18 protein-coding genes, 1 tRNA gene, 1 rRNA gene, 1 other RNA gene, 1 pseudogene and 1 other annotated feature are annotated in these 19,592 nt (G+C 45.8%); of the genes and pseudogenes, 8 read left to right on the top strand and 14 right to left on the bottom strand.

The genetic code is table 11. The features are described from left to right. Window positions 1-244: 244 nt before the first annotated feature. The 7 genes from ACINLD_RS22065 to tadA form a co-directional block, all read right to left on the bottom strand. A complete protein-coding gene (locus tag ACINLD_RS22065) occupies window positions 245-511 on the bottom strand; it encodes a pro-sigmaK processing inhibitor BofA family protein (protein WP_026586113.1) in 267 nt (88 codons plus the stop codon). 64 nt (window positions 512-575) lie between these two features. Beyond that, window positions 576-800 (bottom strand): YaaL family protein, encoded by a 225-nt coding sequence (locus ACINLD_RS22060; RefSeq protein WP_026586112.1) that lies wholly within the window; start codon window positions 798-800, stop codon window positions 576-578. A gap of 18 nt (window positions 801-818) precedes the next feature. Continuing rightward, entirely contained in the window at window positions 819-1,415 is a 597-nt protein-coding gene (gene recR / locus ACINLD_RS22055) for a recombination protein RecR (protein ID WP_026586111.1), read from the bottom strand. Between the two features lie 13 nt (window positions 1,416-1,428). Further along, a complete protein-coding gene (locus ACINLD_RS22050) occupies window positions 1,429-1,752 on the bottom strand; it encodes a YbaB/EbfC family nucleoid-associated protein (protein ID WP_026586110.1) in 324 nt (107 codons plus the stop codon). A 26-nt stretch (window positions 1,753-1,778) separates the two neighbouring features. After that, window positions 1,779-3,482: a DNA polymerase III subunit gamma/tau gene (dnaX, locus tag ACINLD_RS22045; RefSeq protein ID WP_077735238.1), complete on the bottom strand. Its 1,704-nt coding sequence runs from the start codon at window positions 3,480-3,482 to the stop codon at window positions 1,779-1,781. 129 nt (window positions 3,483-3,611) lie between these two features. Beyond that, window positions 3,612-3,877, bottom strand: an RNA gene (ffs, locus tag ACINLD_RS22040) — signal recognition particle sRNA large type. A gap of 83 nt (window positions 3,878-3,960) precedes the next feature. Then, a complete protein-coding gene (tadA, locus tag ACINLD_RS22035; RefSeq protein ID WP_026586108.1) occupies window positions 3,961-4,446 on the bottom strand; it encodes a tRNA adenosine(34) deaminase TadA in 486 nt (161 codons plus the stop codon). An 88-nt stretch (window positions 4,447-4,534) separates the two neighbouring features. Between tadA and ACINLD_RS22030 the strand changes: the two genes are divergently transcribed. The 4 genes from ACINLD_RS22030 to dck all read left to right on the top strand — a co-directional run bounded on the left by ACINLD_RS22030 (window position 4,535) and on the right by dck (window position 7,798). Continuing rightward, entirely contained in the window at window positions 4,535-5,083 is a 549-nt protein-coding gene (locus ACINLD_RS22030; RefSeq protein ID WP_277692192.1) for a cysteine hydrolase family protein, read from the top strand. Between the two features lie 37 nt (window positions 5,084-5,120). Beyond that, entirely contained in the window at window positions 5,121-6,440 is a 1,320-nt protein-coding gene (locus ACINLD_RS22025) for a glycosyl hydrolase family 18 protein (protein ID WP_409445321.1), read from the top strand. A 96-nt stretch (window positions 6,441-6,536) separates the two neighbouring features. Continuing rightward, on the top strand, window positions 6,537-7,160 hold the full coding sequence (locus ACINLD_RS22020; protein WP_277692187.1) for a deoxynucleoside kinase: 624 nt from the start codon (window positions 6,537-6,539) through the stop codon (window positions 7,158-7,160). Continuing rightward, the gene (gene dck, locus ACINLD_RS22015; RefSeq protein WP_277692184.1) at window positions 7,157-7,798 is read left to right on the top strand and encodes a deoxyadenosine/deoxycytidine kinase; all 642 of its coding nucleotides are present in this window, start codon (window positions 7,157-7,159) and stop codon (window positions 7,796-7,798) included. The genes ACINLD_RS22020 and dck overlap by 4 nt, the downstream gene beginning before the upstream one ends. A gap of 131 nt (window positions 7,799-7,929) precedes the next feature. On the opposite strand, the gene ACINLD_RS22010 is transcribed toward dck, so the two are convergent. After that, window positions 7,930-8,022, bottom strand: a tRNA-Ser gene (locus tag ACINLD_RS22010). 488 nt (window positions 8,023-8,510) lie between these two features. Here ACINLD_RS22010 and ACINLD_RS22005 point away from each other — a divergent pair. From ACINLD_RS22005 to ACINLD_RS21995, 3 genes and pseudogenes are all read left to right on the top strand, one after another. Beyond that, on the top strand, window positions 8,511-9,629 hold the full coding sequence (locus tag ACINLD_RS22005; protein WP_026586103.1) for a CdaR family transcriptional regulator: 1,119 nt from the start codon (window positions 8,511-8,513) through the stop codon (window positions 9,627-9,629). Window positions 9,630-9,718: 89 nt separating this feature from the next. Then, window positions 9,719-10,985: pseudogene (locus ACINLD_RS22000) on the top strand (GntP family permease). Window positions 10,986-11,000: 15 nt separating this feature from the next. Further along, complete coding sequence (locus ACINLD_RS21995; protein WP_410207188.1) at window positions 11,001-12,131, top strand: glycerate kinase; 1,131 nt, start codon at window positions 11,001-11,003, stop codon at window positions 12,129-12,131. Between the two features lie 29 nt (window positions 12,132-12,160). Here ACINLD_RS21995 and serS read toward each other — a convergent pair whose 3' ends face one another. The 5 genes from serS to guaB form a co-directional block, all read right to left on the bottom strand. After that, window positions 12,161-13,438 carry a serine--tRNA ligase gene (gene serS, locus ACINLD_RS21990; RefSeq protein WP_026586100.1) on the bottom strand — a complete coding sequence of 426 codons (1,278 nt, stop codon included), beginning with the start codon at window positions 13,436-13,438 and terminating at the stop codon, window positions 12,161-12,163. A gap of 56 nt (window positions 13,439-13,494) precedes the next feature. Beyond that, window positions 13,495-13,718, bottom strand: a binding site (T-box leader). 51 nt (window positions 13,719-13,769) lie between these two features. Further along, the gene (gene pdxT, locus ACINLD_RS21985) at window positions 13,770-14,360 is read right to left on the bottom strand and encodes a pyridoxal 5'-phosphate synthase glutaminase subunit PdxT (RefSeq protein ID WP_026586099.1); all 591 of its coding nucleotides are present in this window, start codon (window positions 14,358-14,360) and stop codon (window positions 13,770-13,772) included. A 21-nt stretch (window positions 14,361-14,381) separates the two neighbouring features. Further along, window positions 14,382-15,266, bottom strand: coding sequence for a pyridoxal 5'-phosphate synthase lyase subunit PdxS (pdxS, locus tag ACINLD_RS21980; RefSeq protein WP_026586098.1), 885 nt, complete (start codon window positions 15,264-15,266; stop codon window positions 14,382-14,384). A 173-nt stretch (window positions 15,267-15,439) separates the two neighbouring features. Further along, window positions 15,440-16,735, bottom strand: coding sequence for a D-alanyl-D-alanine carboxypeptidase family protein (locus ACINLD_RS21975; protein ID WP_409445322.1), 1,296 nt, complete (start codon window positions 16,733-16,735; stop codon window positions 15,440-15,442). Between the two features lie 181 nt (window positions 16,736-16,916). Continuing rightward, window positions 16,917-18,383 (bottom strand): IMP dehydrogenase, encoded by a 1,467-nt coding sequence (guaB, locus tag ACINLD_RS21970; protein WP_026586096.1) that lies wholly within the window; start codon window positions 18,381-18,383, stop codon window positions 16,917-16,919. Between the two features lie 120 nt (window positions 18,384-18,503). Between guaB and ACINLD_RS21965 the strand changes: the two genes are divergently transcribed. After that, window positions 18,504-19,478, top strand: coding sequence for a YaaC family protein (locus tag ACINLD_RS21965; protein WP_077735241.1), 975 nt, complete (start codon window positions 18,504-18,506; stop codon window positions 19,476-19,478). Between the two features lie 20 nt (window positions 19,479-19,498). Here the strand turns inward: ACINLD_RS21965 and rrf are convergent. Further along, window positions 19,499-19,592, bottom strand: a 5S ribosomal RNA gene (gene rrf, locus ACINLD_RS21960); the annotation flags it as partial.

Below are 19,592 nucleotides of genomic sequence, written 5' to 3'. Positions count from 1 at the left end.
ATCAAACTCTCCATGAAAAGTTTGATAATGACTACGCACACTCGCATGTGCGATTTATAAAAATGAATTAACAGGTACGTTTTGTCTTGTTTAGTTTTCAAAGAACTTCGTTGCCTCTCTCGAAGCGACTATAATATATTAACATCAATCTGATGTGTCGTCAATAACTTTTTTCAAAAAAAATAATTCGTCATTAGCGACGAATATAAATTTAACACCTTTAAGAACAGATGTCAACAATAATTTAAACAGCGATAAATTGTTTAATTACGATGAGAGCCGCTACCCCCGGTACACCTAATAATCCGCTGACCCCCGTTGTCACAATATTAATCGGCACATGAATGCCAATGCTTTCTCCAAACAGATTTACACAAAACAACAACAGGGCGCCGATGATCAATCGAACGGCAATCGTCCCGATCCATTTTAAAGGTTTAAAGGCGGTCTTTGAAAAAAACAGCAGGGCAACCAAAGCCGCAATTGCCCCGATAATGATAACAGATCCCATGAACTCTCTCACTCCTCACCTTTTCTAGTACAAGCATATGAAGAGATTCACGTAAATAGACCTGCTACTTCCATCCGCCGATTCTTAAGTTTCTTTTTTTGGCTTCCCGCAAATAAAAAAAGTACTTTGCTTCAGCTACTTTCAACTCGTAGAGGACTTCAGCGGAAGGCTCAAGGCTGTTTTCAATCAGCCGCTGTTGCCTGTTCCATTCTTCTTTTTGCTGCATCAGCTGTTCAACCAGCTTGTTATCAAATTCTTTTCTAAGCTTCTTTTTCCGAAGAAAACCCATGGTCTTGCAATCCTCCCTCTACATTTCACGTCTGCCTTCTAGCGCTTTAGAAAGAGTGACTTCATCTGCATATTCCAAATCGCCGCCGACCGGAAGTCCATGGGCAATGCGGGACAGCTTGATGCCAGATGGCTTTAAAAGCCTCGAAATGTACATGGCAGTTGCTTCTCCTTCTATATTTGGGTTTGTGGCGAGAATCACTTCAGTTACTTGATCATCCTGCAATCGCTTCAGCAATTCGGGAATTTTAATATCTTCCGGTCCAATGCCATCCATCGGAGAAATTGCACCATGCAGCACATGGTACAAGCCTTCGTATTCCTTCATTTTTTCCATGGCAATGACATCTTTTGGATCCTGAACAACACATATGACCGATTTGTCTCTTCTCGTATCTTCGCAAATATAGCAGGGATCTTGATCCGTTATGTGGCCGCAAATCGAACAATATGTCAAATTGCGCTTTGCGTTTACCAATGCCTTTGCAAAATCTAACACAACATCTTCTTTCATACTGAGAACAAAAAAAGCCAGACGGACCGCCGTTTTGGGTCCGATTCCTGGCAATTTCATAAAGCTGTCAATCAGCTTTGATATTGGTTCAGGATACTGCATTCTTATTTTCCTCCTAGAATAAACCCGGCATGTTCATCCCTTTTGTAAACTTACCCATTGTTTCATTTGTCACTTCGTCAACTTTTTTCAAAGCGTCGTTTGTCGCTGCAAGGACGAGATCTTGAAGCATTTCTACATCGTCAGGGTCGACGGCTTCTTCGTTAATGATTACATCGATGACTTCTTTTTGACCGTTCACTTTAACGGTGACCATTCCTCCGCCTGCTGTGCCTTCAAGCACCTTTTCAGCCAGTTCTTCCTGTGCCTTTTGCATATCCTTTTGCATTTTTTGCATTTGCTTCATCATTTTTTGCATATTTCCCATTCCACCGCGCATACTGATCATCCACTCTCTTTCATGTTTTATTCTTTAATTTCAATCAATTCCGCCCCAACGAGCTTTTTCGCTTCTGCTATGAGCGGATCTTCTTCTTTTGATTCATTCGCTTCTGTGTCTTCCTGCTGATGATCTTGCAAAAATTCTTTTCTTATTTTACCCCATTGGGCTTCAGGAACGCCAACTATATCTATTCTGTGGCCGAGCATTCCCTCCAATATGTGCTCGAGGTTTGTTCGGACTCCATTATTATCCTCGGCAACCATTTTGCAATGGATTTCATATTTAAACGAAAGAACAAATGCCTTGGAAGACGACGCCACCGGCTCGCTGTCATTTAAAAGAGCGGCGTGCGACACCTTATTTTGCTGTTTGAGCTGAGCAAGCAGCTCTCCCCAGAAGCCCTTTAATTTTTCGAGGTCCGCCCTTGTGGCGTCTTTTAAAATTTCATGGATGCGACCGACAGGCGCCTTATATCCGTTTTTCGCGCTTTTGTGAGGACGGGGCGCTTCCTTCGGCTGACTTGGAGCCGCGGAAACCTGTATCCCCGATGTTTTGAGCCTTTCAATTTCCTGTTCAAGAAGGCGGACCTTGTTGACGAGGTTTTCCACCTCCGGCTGCCCCGCTGAAGGCGCCTCCGCTTTTGCCGCTCCTTGGCAGAGCTTCACAACCGCAACCTCAAAAAAGATGCGCGGATGATTCGTCCATTTCATTTCCTGGTGACTTTTATTTAAAATATCAATCATTTCATAAAGAGCAGGCGCAGGAATTTGACGGGAGAGGCTTTGGAACTCTTCGTCAACTTTCACCTTTTCAAGCACGCCTTCTAAGTCGGGCGCGGTTTGATAGAGAAGCATATCCCGGAAATAGAAGATCATATCCTCGATCAGCTTTGCCGGGTCTTTCCCCTGTTGCAGCAGTTCGTTCAGTGTCTCTAACGCGCCGGAAACATTTTTTTCATAAAGCGAATTCGCCAGTTTTCCTATATAATGCTGAGACACGGCTCCCGTGATCAGCAAGGCATCATCGATCGTAAGCTCCTCGCCGCTGAAGGATATCGCTTGATCCAGAAGGCTTAAAGCATCCCTCATTCCTCCGTCTGCTGCTCCGGCAATGATTTCCAAGGCGCCTTCCTCCACCTTGAACTGCTCCGTTTCAACGATTTTGTTCATTCGTCCGACAATCGCCTGGGACGTGATTCTTTTAAAGTCAAAACGCTGACATCGAGAAATAATGGTTAAAGGGATTTTATGAGGCTCTGTCGTTGCGAGAATAAAAATACAATGCTCAGGCGGTTCTTCAAGTGTTTTAAGAAGTGCGTTAAATGCGCCAATAGAAAGCATATGTACTTCATCTATGATATATACTTTATACGTCACAGCGGACGGGGCAAATTTGACTTTATCGCGAATGTCGCGTATTTCATCCACACCGTTGTTGGATGCGGCATCGATTTCGATTACGTCTGAAATCGCACCGTTTGTAATGCCTTTGCACGCGGAACATTCGTTACACGGTTCACTGACTGGAGCATGCTCACAGTTGACCGCTTTGGCAAACAGTTTTGCAGCGCTTGTCTTTCCCGTTCCCCTCGGTCCGGAAAACAAGTAAGCGTGCGAAAATTTCTTTTGTAAAAGGGCATTTTGCAACGTTTTCGTGATGTGCTCCTGACCGACTACATCTTCAAATAACTGCGGCCTGAACACTCTGTATAAAGCCTGGTAACTCACAAATACGCCCTCCTCTTGATATCTTCAACTTTATTATACATGAAGCGGCTTTCAATTCCAAAAGCTCTTCTTAAGAAAAAAACTCATCTATCTTTAAATAGATGAGTCTTTAATTTGATGATTGATTTACCGTGCACCTTCTGTCGATTCGCTACCCTAAGCGTTACTTAAGCAGTTAGCTCAGCCCAGGCAACCCTGCGGCACATGGAAGGTTCCACTTAATGCTGCTTCCTTCCGGACCTGACATGGTTCATGGATTCCCATTGCGCAGGACCCAAGCGTCAACACCACTTGCTTAAGGCAGACCTTAAAGTAAACGAACCTCGAGAAAGGAGTTCGGCCTCGCTCGAGCGGATTGCGAGTACAGGGCACCGCTACCTCCCCGCTTAGCACGGCAAAATAAATATCAAATTATCATGCGTCTGCTTGTGACGCACTCATTAGTATAACTTGTTTCATCCTAAATTGCAAATATCCGTCATTGCGGTTTGTTTTGCTTTTCCGCTTTCTTTTTTGCGCGAAGACGCTGGAAAAAATCGCTGAGCAGCCGGCCGCATTCCTCTTCCATTACACCGCTGACCACTTCTGCCTGATGATTAAACCGCTCCTCCTCAAGAAGGTTCATTAAAGTACCTGCACAGCCGCCTTTTGGGTCGAATGCGCCGAATACTACTTTATCGATCCGGGAAAGCACAGCCGCTCCGGCACACATCGGACAGGGCTCAAGCGTCACGTAAAGCACCGCTCTTTCAAGCCGCCAGGTTCCCAGCTTCCTGCACGCTTCGTCAATGACAAGCATCTCCGCGTGTGCAAGCGACCTTTGTTCCGTCTCCCTTAAGTTATGGGCACGGGCAATGATTTCGCCATCCAGAACCAGCACGGCGCCGATCGGCACCTCTCCTTTTTCTTCAGCTTTTTTCGCTTCGCGGATCGCTTCCTTCATATAAAGCTCGTCTTGTGTCATCTGCATGCACTCTTTCAATGTTTTTTCCCCATCAAGAAAGGCTAACATATAGAAATGAAATATGAACCTGAAAGGAGACAAAGCGGCCTTGTCCACTTCAGATACCGCACTCATTATTGTAGACATCATCAATGATTTTCATTTCGATATGGGTCACACACTTTCCAAAAAAACGGAGGAGATAGCCGACAATATTCTGGCTCTAAAAAAACATGCCGAACATATCAATTGGCCTATCATCTACATTAATGACCATTTCGGAATTTGGCAAGCGGATATTGCTGCCATTATAAAGAAATGCAAGAATGGCAAAAGTGAAAACATCATTAAACAGCTCGCGCCCACAGAAAGGGACTATTTTTTAATCAAGCCGAAACACTCGGCCTTTTACGGAACCGCTCTTGAAACATTATTAAATGAACTTCATATCAATCATTTAATCATTACGGGAATCGCCGGCAATATTTGCGTACTTTTCACAGCAAATGACGCCTATATGCGTGAATATAAAATCACGATCCCTCGCGATTGCATTGCTTCAAATCATGAAAAAGATAACCGATATGCAGTGACGATGATGGAGAATGTCCTGTTTGCCAATATCACCACCGCCCAAAATCTCATGAGGAAAACTTAGAGCATGAAACACTTCCTTTCCTCATATATTGGTAGCAATGAGAAAGGAGGCGTTTTCCATTCAGATTTATGTCGTGCAAAGAGGCGATACCTTATATAGAATTGCGAACCGGTACAGGACGACGGTCAATGAAATTGTCGAAACAAATGAAATTCCCAATCCAAATCGGCTTGTGGTCGGACAAACCATCGTCATCCCGATTGCCGGCCAATTTTATGAAGTCAGACAAGGAGATACACTGGCATCGATTGCGGCGCGCTTTAATATCCCCCCTGCTGAACTGGCCAGAATCAACCGCATTCTGATCACCGCCGTTTTGCCTGTCGGAATACTGCTGTACATCCCTCCGCGGCCAAAGCGGAACATCGAATCAAACGCTTATATAGAGCCCCGCGGAGAAACGGTCAGCCCCGCTCTTCAGCAGGCGGCAAGAGAGGCGGTGCCATACCTGACATATCTCGGCGCTTTCAGCTTTCAGGCAAAACGGGACGGCACACTTGAAGAACCGCCGCTCAACGGTTTAAAAGAAATTGCCGACAGACAGCGGACGACCATGATGATGATTGTGACCAATCTTGAAAATGAAGCATTCAGCGCTGAGCTCGGCAGGATCATCTTGAGGGACGAGAATGTCAAAAACAGATTGCTGAATAACATTGTGGCCGCCGCCAGGAGATACGGTTTCAAAGACATTCATTTTGACTTTGAATACTTAAGGCCGGAGGATAGAGAAGCATATAATCAATTTCTTCGGGAAGCCCGGGATCGTTTCAGACGGGAAGGTTGGTTGATCTCAACCGCCCTCGCGCCGAAAACAAGAGCCGATCAGCCGGGACAATGGTATGAAGCCCACGACTACCGGGCGCACGGTCAAATTGTCGATTTTGTCGTGCTGATGACATATGAATGGGGGTACAGCGGAGGTCCGCCAATGGCGGTGTCGCCGATCGGGCCTGTACGGGATGTTATCGAGTACGCGCTCACAGAAATGCCCGCCAATAAAATTGTCATGGGACAAAACCTGTACGGCTATGATTGGACTCTTCCGTATACTCCCGGAGGGGAATTGGCCAGAGCCATCAGTCCGCAGCAGGCGATACAAATCGCAAGCGAAAATAATGCGGCCATATCGTTTGACGAAACAGCCCAGGCACCCTTTTTCCGCTATACAGACAAAGCGGGCAAGCGGCATGAAGTCTGGTTTGAAGATGCGAGATCCATCCAGGCGAAATTCGATTTGATCAAAGAATTAAACTTAAGAGGAATCAGCTATTGGAAGCTCGGCCTGTCATTCCCGCAGAACTGGCTTTTGCTTGGTGATCAATTTCACATTGTGAAAAGGACGTTCCCAAGTTAACGGAACGTTTTTTTCATGTCGAAAGAGGATGATGTGATACAATATGAATGGTTAAAATCAAAAGCAAACGACTTTTCTAAAAGTAGGAGGACATCTATGAATACAGCCCCTTTCATCGCTGTCGAAGGTCCCATCGGGGCGGGAAAAACAACATTGGCCTGCATGCTTTCAGAAACGCTCTCATTGTCACTAGTCAAAGAAATTGTCGAAGAGAACCCTTTTCTAGACAAATTTTACGAGGATAAAGATGAGTGGAGCTTTCAGCTGGAAATGTTTTTCCTCTGCAATCGCTATAAGCAGCTTGAAGATACCGAGAAAAAGTATTTACATAACAACAAGCCCGTCATCTCGGATTACCATATTTATAAAAACCTGATTTTTGCGGAGCGGACACTGGAAGGCCAAAAGCTGGAGAAATACAGAAAAATTTACGGGCTCTTGACAGAGGATTTGCCGAAACCGAACATGATCATCTATATCCGGGCAAGCCTTCCGACATTGTTAAAGCGGATCAAAAAGCGCGGACGGCCGTTTGAACAGCAAATGGACAAGCATTATTTGGAGCAGCTGATCAAGGATTATGACGCTGCGATCAGACACATCAAAGAAGCCGATCCATCGCTGCCCATTATCGAAATCAATGGAGATCAAGAAGATTTTGTTTTATCGGAAGCCGTTTTTAAGCGGATTGCCGATCAAGTAAAGGAGTATATTCGATGAGTGTACATCATATTCCAAGTGACGCCATTATTACTGTTGCAGGAACGGTAGGAGTCGGGAAATCGACTTTAACAAAAGAGCTGGCAAAAAGACTCGGATTTAAAACATCTCTTGAAGAAGTGGTAAACAACCCTTATTTGGAAGCTTTTTATCATGACTTTGAACGCTGGAGCTTTCATTTACAGATTTTCTTTTTGGCGGAACGCTTTAAAGAACAGAAATATATTTTTGAATCAGGCGGCGGCTTTGTCCAAGACCGTTCGATTTATGAAGACACAGGGATTTTCGCCAAGATGCACGCCGATAAAGGAACAATGTCAAAAGTCGACTATAAGACCTATACAAGCCTGTTCGAGGCGATGGTCATGACACCGTACTTCCCCCGCCCTGACGTCTTAGTATATTTGGAGGGCGATTTGGAATCAATTCTCGACCGCATCCAAAAACGCGGACGGGAGATGGAACTGCAGACTGACCGATCTTACTGGGAGGAAATGTACACAAGGTACGAAAACTGGATCAGCGGCTTTAATGCCTGCCCTGTCGTAAGGGTCAATATCGACGACTACGATCTGTTCAACAATTCCGCCTCACTAGACCCGATCATTGAAAAAATAAGCGAAGCCATTCAAAGATAGACATCAAAAAAAGAGCGGTTTTTTTCCGCTCTTTTCCTGAAAAATATACAAAAAAACCGCCGCCCTATCCAGGCAGCGGCAACACAATCTCCAATTTATGCTTAGTCAATCACTAAAATGCAAATCAATAATGGCGGAGGAAGAGGGATTCGAACCCCCGCGGGCTTTGACACCCCTGTCGGTTTTCAAGACCGATCCCTTCAGCCAGACTTGGGTATTCCTCCGTATCGACAAGAATTAATATAACATGTCCTATCTTTTTAAGTCAAGGGATTTTTTAATAAAAAATTTATTTTATTGTTCACCCTTCTCATTATATGCAAAAATGATGATAAACGCAAAGGGCGATGGCATTGTGGAAACATTTTATAAGTCGTTTGCCTCAAGCTTACACGCTGAACAGACCTATTGAAACAGAAAACAGAAGAACTCCTCGGCGTCTCTTTCCTTGATGAACTGGTCAGCCTCTTAAAAATGACAGATGGCATCAATGATACATTCGGGGATCATCTCCCAGAGTGGGGTATCTACCGTTTGATTATTTTATTTATAGCAGGTTGAGGCAATGGCGATTTATTTGCTTATTCTATTTTAAACGGCTCCATATCATATAGACGACAGCCGAAATATCGGTCTTAAAGCCATTCATAAAAGGCTGGATCGGCGGAACAATCACCATTTAAAAAACGATCTTAGGCGGGAGCATGATGAAATGAATTACCTATCAAAAGAATTGGCGGCGGAAATTGTCGACAGAACCATGTCGATTATTCGGCACAACATTAATATGATGGATGAAAACGGGGTTATCATCGCTTCAGGAGACCGCTCGAGAATCGGTGATGAACACGCTGGAGCGAAGGATGCACTTGCAGCTGAAAAGGTTATCAGCATTACGCCTGAAGAATGCTCGGCTTTAACGGGCACAAAACCCGGCGTTAACCTTCCCATCGTATTTCATGATGAAATAATCGGCGTTATTGGAATCACGGGGCCGCCTGCTGAAGTCAGCCGTTATGGGGAACTTGTTAAAATGGCGGCGGAGCTTACTGTCGAACAGGCATTTTTAACAAAACAGCTGACATGGGATCAAAGGCTTCGCGAAGAAACGGTCATCCAAATGATTCAGGGGGCTGATCTAGCATCCCTTGACTTCCTTGAACGAGCGGAGCGATTGAACATACCGCTAGACGGCCAGCGTACTTGTCTTGTGTTTGAACTGCCATCAGCTGATATGAAACCGGCATTTATTAAAAAACTTGAAAAGCATTTAACCGCGAAAGATTTGTACGCCAATATTTCTTTAAAAGAGATCGCAGTTATTCTGGCAAGCGTCCCCACTAAAAGCAGGTCAGAGCTCTTTTCATCTTGGAACAGCTGGCTCAGCCAATGGAAAACGATCAGAGGCGCGCTTGGCGAGCAGGCGGATCAGCTTCAGCAGCTGCCATTTTCCTATCAAAGTGCAAAACAAACGCTCAAGATTGCTAAAAACAGTTGTCGTTTATTCGATTATCGAGAGTTTGCGATTCCTGTTTTATTATCAAAGATAGAGCATCCTGATCAGGAGATTCATTTTCGAAACATCTGGGATCACCTTTCTCAAGCAGATCAAAAAGGCGAATTAATCCATACCCTCCTCTGCTACATAGAAGAAAACGGCGAAATTGGGGAAACTTCATCAAGACTCTTTATTCACCGCAACACATTAAACTACCGGTTGAGAAAGGTTGAAATAGCGACAGGGTGCAATCCAAAACGGTTTGACGACCTATTCAAACTGTATACAGCCATTACGCTTTTTTCACCCTTTTGTGCAAATGAACAATTTTAATATAGGATAAAAGAACGAAATCCGTATACCTGACCAATTCTCCCTTATACAGAAAGCGTTTACAATTGGACGTAAGGGAGGGTATGCACATGGATATTCAAATCAATGCAATAGGCGCCTTATGCGCATTAGCCATATCAATCTTTCTCATTCTGAAAAAAGTCCCGCCGGCTTACGGCATGATGATCGGCGCATTGACCGGAGGCTTAATCGGCGGCGCAGATTTAATAGAGACGACGGATTTGATGATAGCAGGTGCTAAAAACATGATTCCTGCGGTGCTCCGCATCTTGGCGGCAGGCGTGCTCGCCGGCGTTCTGATTCAATCCGGCTCCGCAGCAGTGATTGCGGAAACCATTGTCAATAAGATCGGAGAAAAAAGGGCGCTGCTTGCCTTAACATTGGCAACGGCCATCAACAACGGTCGGCGTATTTGTTGATGTCGCTGTCATCACAGTCGCTCCGATTGCCCTGGCGATCGCGAGACGGACCTTTATCAGCAAAGCGGCCATTCTGTTGGCAATGATCGGCGGGGGGAAAGCGGGCAATATCATGTCGCCAAACCCTAATGCCATTGCCGCTTCAGATGCCTTTCACGTCCCTTTGACATCCGTGATGGCCGCAGGGATCATTCCCGCTGTTTTCGGATTGTGCGCCACTTACTTGCTGGCAAAACGCCTTTCAAATAAAGGAACAAAAGTGGCTGCAAATGAGATTGAAACCCAAACGGCTCAACACCTGCCGGCATTTTGGGCGGCGCTCAGCGGTCCGGTGGTGTCCATCCTGTTGCTCGCCTTAAGGCCTGCGGCAGGAATTACGATTGATCCGATTATCGCTCTGCCGGCGGGAGGCCTCGTCACTGCGATCGCATCGGGACAAGCGGGCAAACTGAAGGATTTTGCCGCTTCAGGACTGTCGAAAATGTCAGGCGTTGCCGTGATGCTGATCGGGACTGGAACCCTTGCAGGAATCATTGCCAACTCCAAACTCAATTCTTTCATTACCGACACCCTTGTCGGCTTGGGTCTGCCGTCGTTTCTCTTAGCTCCGATTTCAGGCATGCTGATGTCCATGGCGACAGCTTCCACAACAGCAGGTACCGCAGTTGCCAGCAGTGTATTCGGTCCGACTCTGCTTGACCTTGGCGTCGCCGGCCTCGCAGGGGCGGCGATGATACACGCCGGAGCTACCGTACTTGATCACATGCCCCACGGAAGTTTCTTTCATGCGACAGGCGGCAGTGTATTCATGGCGATGAAAGAACGGCTCAAACTGATTCCGTACGAATCCCTCATCGGCTTGATTTTAACGATCATCTCAACCTTGATTTTTGGCATTTTTCAATTCTTTATTTAAAAAGGAGCAGAAGCTATGAAAATCGTGATTGCACCTGATTCATTCAAGGAAAGCATGACATCGCCGGAAGCGGCCGCCAGCATTGAAAAAGGCTTTAAAGCTGTGCTCCCAGATGCCGAATATATTAAAATTCCGGTTGCCGACGGCGGAGAAGGGACCGTTCAGGCTCTGGTTGACGCAACGGGCGGGGAATTGATGTACAAACAGGTGACAGGACCTCTCAGGACACCGGTGAAAGCGGCATACGGGCTTCTCGGAGACGGAAAAACGGCCGTCATTGAAATGGCGGAAGCATCTGGCCTTCACCTCATTCCCCCAGCACAGCGCAACCCGCTCCAGACGACAACAAGAGGAACCGGAGAATTAATCATGGATGCCGTGGAAAAAGGGGCGGCCAAAATCATCATCGGTTTAGGCGGAAGCGCCACAAACGACGGCGGAGCCGGGATGGCCAGCGCACTCGGCGTCAAATTTCTGGACTCGAATGGAAAGGAAATCCGAGATGGAGGCGGAGCGCTTTCTGACATTGCCCGCATTGATGTGAGCGGTCTTGATCCGAAATTAAAACAAATCAAATTTGAAGCGGCTTGTGATGTCGATAATCCGCTGACAGGGCCGCGCGGGGCATCCGCCGTCTTCGGTCCGCAAAAGGGAGCGACTGGTGAAATGGTTGCTCTTTTGGACCAGCATTTGAAACACTATGCTGCAATGATCCGAGACGAATTACATCTCGAAGCTGATACACTCCCGGGCGCCGGCGCGGCAGGCGGTCTCGGGGCAGGCTTGTACGCCTTTTTACAAGCTGAATTAAAAAGCGGTGTTGACATTGTCTTGGACACCTTATCTTTTTCAGAACGGATCAAAGGAGCAGACCTTATCATTACAGGCGAAGGAAAAATAGACGGTCAAACCATCTATGGGAAAACACCCGCAGGAATCGCAAAAAGGGCTGTCGCCGCAGGCATCCCCGTCATCGCTTTCGCCGGTTCGCTGGGCGACGGCTGTGAACTCGTTTATGAAAAAGGAATATCAGCTCTTTTCTCGATTGTGCCGGGGATCCAATCCCTTGAGGACTCCCTGGCCAACGGAAGCCTATATTTGGAGCGCTGCGCGCGGAATATCGCTGCGGTATGGTCGCTTAAATAAAAAAGGTGCGTACTTGACGCACCTTTTTCCTATGCTTTAATCACTTCTCTGTTTCCCATATATGGACGCAGCACTTTAGGAATGACGACACTTCCGTCTTCCTGCTGATAATTCTCCAATAATGCGGCGACCGTTCTGCCGACCGCCAGGCCTGAGCCGTTCAGTGTATGGACATGCTCCGGCTTGCCTTTTGCTTCCCTTCTGAATCTGATATTCGCCCGTCTGGCCTGGAAAGCTTCAAAGTTACTGCAAGATGAAATTTCACGATAAGTGTTTTGGCTTGGAATCCATACTTCGATATCGTATTTTTTCGCAGCGGTAAACCCTAGATCGCCCGTACACATGCTCATCACACGATAAGGAAGCTCAAGCAGCTGAAGAACTTTCTCCGCTTGATTTGTCAGTTTTTCAAGCTCTTCATATGAATCCTCAGGCTTCACAAATTTCACCAGTTCAACCTTGTTAAATTGGTGCTGGCGAATCAAACCGCGCGTATCACGGCCGGCTGAGCCTGCTTCTGAACGGAAGCACGCACTGAACGCCGCATAATTGACCGGCAGCTCGTCAGCTGACAAAATTTCATCGCGATGCAGGTTCGTAATCGGCACTTCCGCTGTCGGAATTAAGAAATAATCTTCTTCTCTGATTTTAAAGGCATCTTCCTCAAATTTCGGCAGCTGTCCGGTGCCTGTCATGCTTGCACGGTTCACCATGTACGGCGGGATGACTTCCGTATAGCCGTACTCGTCTACGTGGAGATCAAGCATAAAGTTATACAATGCACGTTCAAGTCTGGCGCCGAGCCCTTTATAGAAAACGAAACGGCTTCCCGTTACCTTGCCGGCCCGCTCAAAATCGAGAATATCCAATTGATCGGCAATATCCCAATGAGGCTTCGCTTCAAACGAAAATTCGGGAAGTTCGCCCCATTTGCGAACTTCCACGTTGTCGTCTTCAGTCTCACCGACCGGAACAGACTCGTGAGGGATGTTCGGAATAGACAGCATGATCTTATCAAGGGAAGACTCGACCGTTCTCAGCTCTTCATCAAGTTTTTTAATGTCTTCACCGACTTCGCGCATTTCTTTAATGAGGTGGTCAGCATCTTTTTTCTCACGCTTTAATGCGGCAACCTGCTGAGATACCTCATTACGCTTTCCTTTCAGCTCTTCCACTTTGACGATCAATTCTCTTCTCTTTGCATCCAATTCCTCAAATTGATCAAAATCTGATAAATCTTCTCCCCTGTGGGCAAGCTTTTGTTTGATTTCCTCAAGATTTGCCCGCAGCAGTTTCACATCAAGCATCTGCCTCGCTCCTTTTTACTGATTTGACCGAAAAAAAGAGCCCTTGTCCCCTAAATATAAGGGACGAGAGCTCTCGCGTTGCCACCCTGATTGAAAACAGGACAGTGCCGTTCCTGTTTTCCGCTTCCTTTTGATAACGGTCTCCCGTAAATGCCTACTTTTAAGTTTGTTCAGCATTTCGCTCAAGGATGGATTCGGACAGCATCTTTCACCGATTCGCACCAACCATCGGCTCTCTTGGAAAGAGCGGCTTCCTACTGCTTCCTGTCAACGCTTTTCGATCTATTTTGTCTTATAAATGTACTACAAGTTTTCACAGCTTTCAACCGTTTTATACGACAGCTTCCTGTCTGTGTTTTTCCGCCATCTCAATGAACAGCTTTGTCATTCTGTGGTCATCCGTCAGCTCCGGATGGAACGAACAGCCGAGGAGATGTCCCTGTTTGGCTGCGACAATTCTTCCGTCATGCTCTGAAAGCACTTCGACATCAGCGCCGGCTTCCAAAATGTGCGGGGCGCGGATAAATACGCCTGTAAACGGTTCTTCCAGTCCTTTAACGGTTAAATCCGCCTCAAAGCTGTCGACTTGCCTTCCAAAGGAATTCCGCTCTACCGTTACATCCAGAATCCCGAGGTGAGCATCATCAGATCCGGCGATTTTTTTTGCTAGGATAATCAGGCCCGCACAAGTTCCAAACATCGGCTTTCCGGATGCGGCGAACTCCTGAAGAGGCTGCATGAACTGATACGTATCGATGAGGCGCCTCATCGTCGTGCTTTCGCCGCCAGGCAAAATCAAACCGTCGATTTCCTTGAGTTCTTCCGGCCATTTAATGACTTTTCCGGCCGCTCCGCATGCTTCAATTGAGCGAATATGTTCCCTTACTGCTCCCTGAAGTCCAAGTACACCAATTGTCAGCATGTCAATCCGTCTCCTTCATACTTACCAGCCGCGCTCTTGCATACGCTGTTCTGGCAGCAGATTTGAGATTTCGATACCTTTCATAGCCGTTCCAAGCTCTTTTGAAAGCTCGGCAATCAGCTTGTAATCTGTATAATGCGTCGTCGCTTCAACGATCGCTTTCGCAAATTTAGCAGGATTGTCAGATTTGAAAATACCTGATCCTACGAATACGCCATCTGCGCCGAGTTCCATCATTAACGCGGCATCAGCCGGTGTTGCCACACCGCCGGCAGCGAAGTTGACAACCGGAAGACGTCCTTCCGCTTTAATTTGCTTCAACAGCTCATAAGGAGCGCCGAGATTTTTCGCTTCTGTCATCAGCTCATCATCACTCATGCCAACGACTTTGCGCACTTGCGCGTTCACTTTTCTCATATGTCGGACGGCTTCAACGATGTTGCCTGTTCCAGGCTCACCTTTTGTCCGCAGCATGGAAGCTCCTTCTGCGATCCGGCGCGTCGCTTCTCCCAGGTCACGGCAGCCGCACACGAAAGGAACAGTGTATTCATTTTTATTTAAATGAAATTCCTCATCCGCAGGAGTCAAAACTTCACTTTCATCAATATAGTCAACGCCAAGAGCTTCGAGAACACGCGCTTCAACGATATGTCCGATACGGGCTTTCGCCATGACCGGAATTGAAACGGCGTTCATGACTTCTTCGACAATTGTCGGGTCAGCCATACGGGCAACACCGCCGGCCGCACGAATATCAGCCGGAACGCGTTCCAGCGCCATAACGGCGACAGCTCCTGCTTCTTCTGCGATTTTTGCTTGTTCGGCATTGACAACGTCCATAATGACGCCGCCTTTCTGCATTTCTGCCATACCGCGTTTTACACGATCAGTACCTGTTTGAGCCATTTCAAGGATCCTCCTAATCAATGATAGAATGTTCAGATTTAATCTTATTGTATCCTATAATTCCACAAAATCATATGGAAAAACACGAAGATTATTTCTATTTTAAACACAAATCGTTAGGGTTGTACATATGATATGACAATAAAGAGCCCTAATTATAGAGCTCTTTACCATTAAAACCAGCTGGTTACCATTTCAACGATATTGTTCCAAATACCGGCGAAAAATCCGCCGATGCTCCGCATCGTTAAAATAAACCAGTTTGCTTTCTCATCGTCTTCTTTTGTCACTAAATGAACGCCTGATACATCGCTGCCGATAAAGCCGTAATCCTTTTCTTCTCCCTTATAAACTGCCGTTAAGGTTCCGACTTTTTCGCCTTTTTTCACAGGCGCGGTCAGTTCGTCTTTGTTCAGCGTGACTTTTGCCTTATAATTCTTTTCTTCACCGTTTTTTACAGGCATTGAAAAGGCTTTTTCAGTGACGATGCCGACTTCTGTTTCCTTACCTTTGTCGACTTTGATCGTTTCATTGCCTTTCACCTGTTCGCCTTTTCCGTAAAACTCTTTCATTGTGAAATGTTTAAAGGCATAATCCAACATTTTTTTCGTTTCTTTAAAACGGCCGGTATGTAGGTCGCCTTTTGCATTGAGAACGACGGAAATCACGCGCATACCATTTCTTTTGGCAGTCGCAGTGAAGCATGAACCGGCAGAATCTGTTGATCCGGTTTTCAGCCCGTCAACACCATCATATTCTGCAACAAGGCCTTTGAGCATGAAGTTCCAGTTCGGCATGTCCATTTCATCGTCTGTGCCTTCTCTGAACTTCGTCTTTGCAATGCTCGCCGTGTCGAGGATTTCAGGATAGTCATTCACTAAATGATCGGCAAGAAGCGCCATGTCTCTTGCTGATAATTCATTTTCTTCATCAGGGCTCGTTCCTTTCGGATGTTTGCCGTGAAGATCTTTGTTTTCCAAGCCTGTAGCATTTACGAATTTGTAGTTTTTCATGCCCAGTTCTTTCGCTTTTTTGTTCATAAGCTCTACAAAGTTGGATTCAGAGCCGGCAATGATTTCTGCAAGTGCGATAGCCGCTCCGTTGGCGGAATAGATCGCTGTCGCCTGATAAAGCTCTTTTACCGTATATGAGCCGTCTTTGCGAAGAGGGACATTTGATAATGAACGATCCTGGGAAATTTCATACACATAATCATCTGGTGTATACTTTTGATCCCATTTTACTTTGCCGTCGTGGATCGCTTCCAAAAGAAGATACTCCGTCATCATTTTGGCCATGCTGGCAACGGGAAGACGCTGATCCGCGTTTTTACTGTACAAAATTTTACCTGAAGACGCTTCTATCAATATTGCTGCTTTTGCATCTACGTTGATTGGATCATTTGCAGCTTTTGCTTTTGACATTGGAGAAAATGCCCCCACAGCCACCGCAAAAGCAACGACAAACATGATCAGCTGCTTAAATCTCTTGGTTTTCAAATCTTGATACCTCCGCTTTTCATCAGACTAAAATCTATATCAAAGCCTTAAAGCATTTTTTAAACACAACATTATAAATTTTATCATAATAAAGCAAAAAAAAATAGACAGAGTATGCCTCTGTCTACAGTTTAATATTTGTCATATTTGATTAGGAAATGGTATAGTTAGGCGATTCTTTGGTAATTTGCACATCGTGAGGATGGCTTTCCCGCAGTCCCGCACCTGTCATGCGGATGAATTGCGCATCTTCTCTCAGCGCGTTCAAATCTTTTGTTCCGCAGTAGCCCATACCGGATTTGAGGCCGCCGACAAGCTGATAAACCGTATCAGCTACAGGGCCTTTGTAAGGAGTCCGGCCCTCAATGCCTTCAGGGACAAACTTCTTATTTTCTTCTTGGAAGTAGCGGTCTTTGCTTCCCTTTTCCATCGCGGCGACAGAACCCATGCCGCGGTATACTTTAAAGCGTCGGCCTTGGAAAATTTCCGTCTCGCCCGGGCTTTCAGATGTACCGGCAAGGAGGCTTCCAAGCATAACCGCATGTCCTCCGGCAGCCAGAGCCTTCACAATATCTCCGGAATACTTGATACCGCCGTCTGCAATAATGGCCGCACCGTGTTTTCTCGCTTCAGTCGCACAGTCATAAACCGCAGTCACCTGCGGAACACCGACACCAGCCACAACACGGGTTGTACAAATAGATCCCGGTCCGATACCGACTTTGACAACATTTGCGCCGGCTTCAATCAGCGCTTTTGTGCCTTCGGCAGTTGCGACGTTTCCGGCAATGATGTTCAATTCCGGATAAGTGTCACGGATTTTTCTGACTGTATCAAGAACACCTTGGGAATGCCCGTGCGCCGTATCGACGACAATGACATCGACATTGGCTTCAACAAGCTTTCTGACACGCGTCATCGTATCGCCGGTCACTCCGACAGCGGCGCCTACAAGCAGACGTCCGTGAACATCCTTTGCTGAATTCGGGAACTCAATCACTTTTTCGATATCTTTGATTGTGATAAGTCCTTTTAAAACACCTTGATCGTCTAAAAGAGGGAGTTTTTCGATTTTATATTTCTGAAGAATTTTTTCAGCTTCATCCAATGTAGTGCCGACAGGAGCTGTGACAAGCTCTTCTTTTGTCATCACATCGCTGATTTTCATAGAGTAGTCAGAAATAAATCGGAGATCGCGGTTTGTAATAATTCCAACGAGTTTTTGATCTTCGGTGTTGTCAACGATCGGTACACCGGAAATTCTGTATTTGCCCATTAAGTGCTCTGCATCAAAAACCTGGTGTTCAGGTGTCAGGAAAAATGGATTCGTAATAACGCCGCGCTCTGAACGTTTTACTTTGTCAACCTGTTCTGCCTGCTGTTCAATTGACATGTTTTTATGGATGATGCCCATTCCGCCCTGTCTTGCCATCGCGATGGCCATTTGAGCTTCTGTGACAGTATCCATACCTGCACTGATAATTGGAACATTCAGCTTAAGTGATGAAGTAAGCTCAACCGATAAATCGACGTCGCGCGGAAGAACTTCCGATTTCGCCGGAACAAGCAGTACATCATCGAATGTTAAGCCTTCTTTTGAAAATTTGCTTTCCCACATAGTAAATCCCCCTCTTTTCGGCAAAATATTATATGTAGATTATCAATATGAAAACCGACTGTCAAGAAAGCGGAAAACAGTTGTAATTTTTAGAAAATAACCATGAGGGGAGCGGAGTTCATGCAAAATAAAGGATGGAAGGAATTAGAGCTGTTTTACTCCATCGAAACCTCCCAAAACTTTCTTGAGCTGGTATATAAAAATCAAGAAATGGAGGATCCTAAACGAAATTCGTATAAAAATGGAGAGCGGTTTATTTTTTTTCTTAAACATGCGGAAGCCTTTTATAAGCAAGCTGAGATTGCATCGCTGGAAATTAAGCCGATCCTATTGTTTTACGGAATGGCTCAGTTGCTGAAAGCCTGCCTGTTAACGACAGATCCTTCATATCCAAGCCATACTTCAGTGCTTGCCCATGGTGTCACCACCAGAAAACGAAAAAAACAAAATTACCGTTTTTATGAGGATGAAGTGAAAATCCAACGAAATGGCCTATGCATGCATGTCATCAAATCTCTTTTTCAGTTGGAAGGCTTGGAAGATGAACGTTTTAGCATGAAACAGCTCTTGGCGAAAATTCCGGAAATCAATAAAGTTCTCTTATTTCAAAGAAAAGAAAATCCCTTGATGAAAGCGGTGGTTCAAGGAGACCGCATCTGGCTGCCGGAAGGTATCGCCAATGCTTACAACATGTCAGCGGAACGGTTTATCGAACATGTCGAATATCATTTGAACTGGACTTTTCAGCAAAAAAACAAGGGCTGTTTAGGTTTTTCTTCAGAGCAAAAAGAAGTGCATCCAAGCACTTCGACCAGCCTGCTGTTCGATTTAGAAAGCGAAACCTATTTCTTCCCGGCCGAACGCGACCGCTTTTTAAAGCTTCCGGAAATATTGATTCATTATTTGATCGCTTACAATCTCAGCATGATTGCCAGATATGAAACGGAGTGGTGGTATGACCTTCTCCTTCAATGTGCAAGCGACGACTATGTCATCATTCAGCAGTTTTTACATATAGCTGAAACGAAATTTCCCTTTTATATCGCTCAGCTCCTTCTGCAAAAAAGACACCATAACAAAAAAGACCAGCTTTAAATAAGCTGGTCTTTTACATTGCTTGGCGGCGTCCTACTCTCACAGGGGGAAGCCCCCAACTACCATCGGCGCTGAAGAGCTTAACTTCCGTGTTCGGCATGGGAACGGGTGTGA

Origin of the sequence: Bacillus sp. z60-11 (assembly GCF_046464135.1) — a bacterium.
Taxonomy (GTDB): domain Bacteria; phylum Bacillota; class Bacilli; order Bacillales; family Bacillaceae; genus Bacillus; species Bacillus sonorensis_A.
This window is presented reverse-complemented; position numbering and strand designations above follow the sequence as displayed.

Excerpts from the sequence above, each read along its gene's own strand:
- ACINLD_RS22065 (WP_026586113.1), bottom strand. The coding sequence starts at position 511 with ATGGGATCTGTTATCATTATCGGGGCAATTGCGGCTTTGGTTGCCCTG.
- ACINLD_RS22060 (WP_026586112.1), bottom strand. The coding sequence starts at position 800 with ATGGGTTTTCTTCGGAAAAAGAAGCTTAGAAAAGAATTTGATAACAAG.
- recR (WP_026586111.1), bottom strand. The coding sequence starts at position 1,415 with ATGCAGTATCCTGAACCAATATCAAAGCTGATTGACAGCTTTATGAAA.
- ACINLD_RS22050 (WP_026586110.1), bottom strand. The coding sequence starts at position 1,752 with ATGCGCGGTGGAATGGGAAATATGCAAAAAATGATGAAGCAAATGCAA.
- tadA (WP_026586108.1), bottom strand. The coding sequence starts at position 4,446 with ATGACACAAGACGAGCTTTATATGAAGGAAGCGATCCGCGAAGCGAAA.
- ACINLD_RS22025 (WP_409445321.1), top strand. The coding sequence starts at position 5,121 with ATGAGAAAGGAGGCGTTTTCCATTCAGATTTATGTCGTGCAAAGAGGC.
- ACINLD_RS22020 (WP_277692187.1), top strand. The coding sequence starts at position 6,537 with ATGAATACAGCCCCTTTCATCGCTGTCGAAGGTCCCATCGGGGCGGGA.
- dck (WP_277692184.1), top strand. The coding sequence starts at position 7,157 with ATGAGTGTACATCATATTCCAAGTGACGCCATTATTACTGTTGCAGGA.
- ACINLD_RS22005 (WP_026586103.1), top strand. The coding sequence starts at position 8,511 with ATGAATTACCTATCAAAAGAATTGGCGGCGGAAATTGTCGACAGAACC.
- ACINLD_RS21995 (WP_410207188.1), top strand. The coding sequence starts at position 11,001 with ATGAAAATCGTGATTGCACCTGATTCATTCAAGGAAAGCATGACATCG.
- serS (WP_026586100.1), bottom strand. The coding sequence starts at position 13,438 with ATGCTTGATGTGAAACTGCTGCGGGCAAATCTTGAGGAAATCAAACAA.
- pdxT (WP_026586099.1), bottom strand. The coding sequence starts at position 14,360 with ATGCTGACAATTGGTGTACTTGGACTTCAGGGAGCAGTAAGGGAACAT.
- pdxS (WP_026586098.1), bottom strand. The coding sequence starts at position 15,266 with ATGGCTCAAACAGGTACTGATCGTGTAAAACGCGGTATGGCAGAAATG.
- ACINLD_RS21975 (WP_409445322.1), bottom strand. The coding sequence starts at position 16,735 with ATGTTTGTCGTTGCTTTTGCGGTGGCTGTGGGGGCATTTTCTCCAATG.
- guaB (WP_026586096.1), bottom strand. The coding sequence starts at position 18,383 with ATGTGGGAAAGCAAATTTTCAAAAGAAGGCTTAACATTCGATGATGTA.
- ACINLD_RS21965 (WP_077735241.1), top strand. The coding sequence starts at position 18,504 with ATGCAAAATAAAGGATGGAAGGAATTAGAGCTGTTTTACTCCATCGAA.